2 protein-coding genes are annotated in these 2,818 nt (G+C 75.4%); one reads left to right on the top strand and one right to left on the bottom strand.

What is annotated here, in order from left to right; all coding sequences use genetic code 11:
- Window positions 1–85: 85 nt before the first annotated feature.
- Window positions 86–1,048 (bottom strand): D-2-hydroxyacid dehydrogenase family protein, encoded by a 963-nt coding sequence (locus LCD35_RS27245; protein ID WP_224956259.1) that lies wholly within the window; start codon window positions 1,046–1,048, stop codon window positions 86–88.
- 119 nt (window positions 1,049–1,167) lie between these two features.
- On the opposite strand from LCD35_RS27245, the gene LCD35_RS27240 reads away from it, so the two are divergent.
- The gene (locus LCD35_RS27240; RefSeq protein ID WP_224956260.1) at window positions 1,168–1,950 is read left to right on the top strand and encodes a cupin domain-containing protein; all 783 of its coding nucleotides are present in this window, start codon (window positions 1,168–1,170) and stop codon (window positions 1,948–1,950) included.
- The last annotated feature ends 868 nt before the right edge of the window (window positions 1,951–2,818 follow it).

The following is a 2,818-nucleotide window of genomic DNA, read 5'->3' as shown; positions in this document are numbered from 1 at the left end:
CCCCCCCCCCCCCCCCCCCCCCCCCCCCCCCCCCCCCCCCCCCCCCCCCCCCCCCCCCCCCCCCCCCCCCCCCCCCCCGGCCCGGTCAGCCGTTGAGCACCCGCACCGGCGCCCCGTCCAGGAAGGCGCGCACGTCGGCCACCGTCTCGGCGTAGAACGTCCGGTAGGTGCCCTCGGTCACGTAGCCGACGTGCGGGGTGAGCACGGTGCGCGGCGTGGTCCGCCACGGGTCGCCTGCGGGCAGCGGCTCGGTCCCGTAGACGTCGAGGCCCGCCCCGGCGAGCCGTCCCGCGTGCAGCGCCTCGCGCAGCGCCACCTCGTCCACGATCGGCCCGCGCGAGGTGTTCACCAGGTACGCGGTGGGCCGCATCAGCGCCAGCTCCGCCGCGCCGACCAGCCCGCGGGTGCGCTCGCTGAGCACCGTGTGCACGGTGAGCACGTCGGAGCCGCGGAACAGCTCCTCCTTCTCCACCCGGCGCGCCCCGGCCTCCGCGGCGGCCTCCGCGGTGAGGTTCCGGCTCCAGGCGATGACGTCCATGCCGAACGCGGCACCGACCTTCGCGACCTGGCTGCCGAGCCTGCCCAGCCCGAGCACGCCCAGCGTGCGCCCGGCCAGCTCGAACCCGACGCCGCGCTGCCAGCCGCCGTCCCGGATCGCGCGGTCCTGCTCCGGGATCTGCCGGGTGACCGCGATGATCAGACCCCAGGTGAGCTCCGCCGTCGGTCCCCACGCCCGGTCCGGCGCGGCACCGCTGCCCGTCCCGCACACGGTGATGCCGAGCTCAGTGGCCGCGTCCAGGTCGATCGACGCGTTCCGCATGCCGGTGGTGACCAGCAGCTTCAGCTGCGGCAGCGCGGCCAGCACCTCCCGCGGGAACGGGGTCCGCTCCCGCATCGCGGCGATCACGTCGAACGGGGCGAGCCGCCGCAGCAGCTCCGCGCGGTCGGCGGGGGTGTCGTGGAAGAACTCGACCTGCGCGGGCAGCGAGTCCCAGTCCGCGTAGTCCCGCGCGACCTCCTGGTAGTCATCGAGCACCGCGATGCGCATGCACTCCTCCTTCGACGGCGTCCGGCGCGATCGTAGTGCGGCCGCCCGGCGGGGTGATCGACCCGCGGGGCGGGGCGCGCGACCTGACAACGCGCGGTGCGGACAGGCAGACTGCCGACGTGACTCGATCCAGACTGCTGCACCTGCTGCCGTTGAGCGCGTTCCACGCGGCCGCGGACCACATCGGCTCCCCCTCGCTGGAGACCGACGGGTTCGTGCACTGCTCGCCGGACATGGCCACGGCGCTGGCGGTCGCCAACGCGCTGTACGCGGACGCGGACGAGCAGCTGGTGGCGCTGGAACTCGATCCGCGGCGGCTGTCCGCTCCGGTGCGCTGGGAGGCGGCGGCACCGCACCCGCCGGCCGGGGTCGCCGCCGACGTGCTGTTCCCGCACGTCTACGGCTCGCTGGAGCGCTCGGCGGTGATCGGCCTGCACTACGCGCGGCGCGACGTGCGCGGCCGGTTCGCGGCGCTGGAGACGCGCAGCCGCACCGCGGAGGAGCTGAACCTGCTGCCGCACCCGGAGGGCGGCTGGTTCCGGCGGACCTGGACCAGCGACGTCGAGGTGACGCCCGACGAGCGGGGCACCCGGCCGACCGCGACGGCGATCTACTACCTGCTCTCCGCCGGGCACACCTCGGAGTGGCACCGGATCGGTTCGGCCGAGCTGTGGCTGTGGCACCGGGGCGGCCCGCTGACGCTGGTGCTGGGCGGGGACGGCGACGCGCCCGCCGAGCAGCCGCGCAACCACGTGCTGGGCGCGGGTGCCGGGCAGGACCCTCAGGTCCTGGTGCCCGCCGGGACGTGGCAGCGGGCGGTGGCCTCGGCGACGGTGGAGTCGCTGGCGACCTGCGTCGTCTCGCCCGGGTTCGACTTCGCGGACTTCAGCACGCCCGGCTGAGGCTCGGCGGCGGCCTGCGCGGGCACCCGCTGCTCCGGTTCGGGCCGCAGCACGGCGACCCGTTCGGGCGTGGTCTCGGCGGGCTCCGGTTCGACGCCGAGCCGGCGGTCGGGCACCGGACGCGGTCGTCCCCCGAGCAGGCGTTCCTCGAACCAGCACAGGGCGATCAGCGATCCGATGATCGTTCCGATGGCCACCGAAGCCACCAGCGCGAAGACCGCCAACGTGTTCAGCACCGACCTCACCCCCGAGAGAAACGCGTGCACGGCACCGGGTTCCCGTCCGGCGCGCGCCGGCGACGAGGACCTCGCCGGAATTCACCGTAGGGCGGGGCCCCGAACGGTGCCGGACGCCGGACCGGGTGCCCTCCGATCGAGGGAATTCAGTGCCGGGGAGGTGTCGGGCGCGCCCCTGTCCCGAGCGATCAGACGAACGTGGCGAACGCCCTTGATCAGGCAATTCGACCATAGGCGGCGCTACTATCGGGTGAAGGTGCGCGCCCCGCGGTGCCGCGGCGACCCGTAGTCACCGCTTCCACCCGAAGTCGTGATCGTTGCGCGGTTCGGGACAACGGGAACCGGGTGGCGCGCGTGCGCACAGTGGTCGCCACGATCGGACAGCAACGCGTCGGGAGGTAACGGTGAAGGGCTACGCGGTGCACCTGCTCTTCCACGCGCTCGCCGTGCTCTGCGGCGCGGCGCTGGGGATCGCCGGCACGTTGTGGTGGGTCGGCGGCGCCCCGCCGGTGCTGTGGGCGGCGCTGGCCGCGCTGGTGCTCGGCGTCGTGGTGCTGGTGGTGCAGGGCCGCCAGCTCGCCGCCGAGCCCCGCCCGGCCCCCCCCCCCCCCCCCCCCCCCCCGCCCCCCCCG

Source organism: Saccharopolyspora sp. 6V, from assembly GCF_020176785.1.
Taxonomy (GTDB): Bacteria; Actinomycetota; Actinomycetes; order Mycobacteriales; family Pseudonocardiaceae; genus Saccharopolyspora_C; species Saccharopolyspora_C gregorii.
This window is presented reverse-complemented; position numbering and strand designations above follow the sequence as displayed.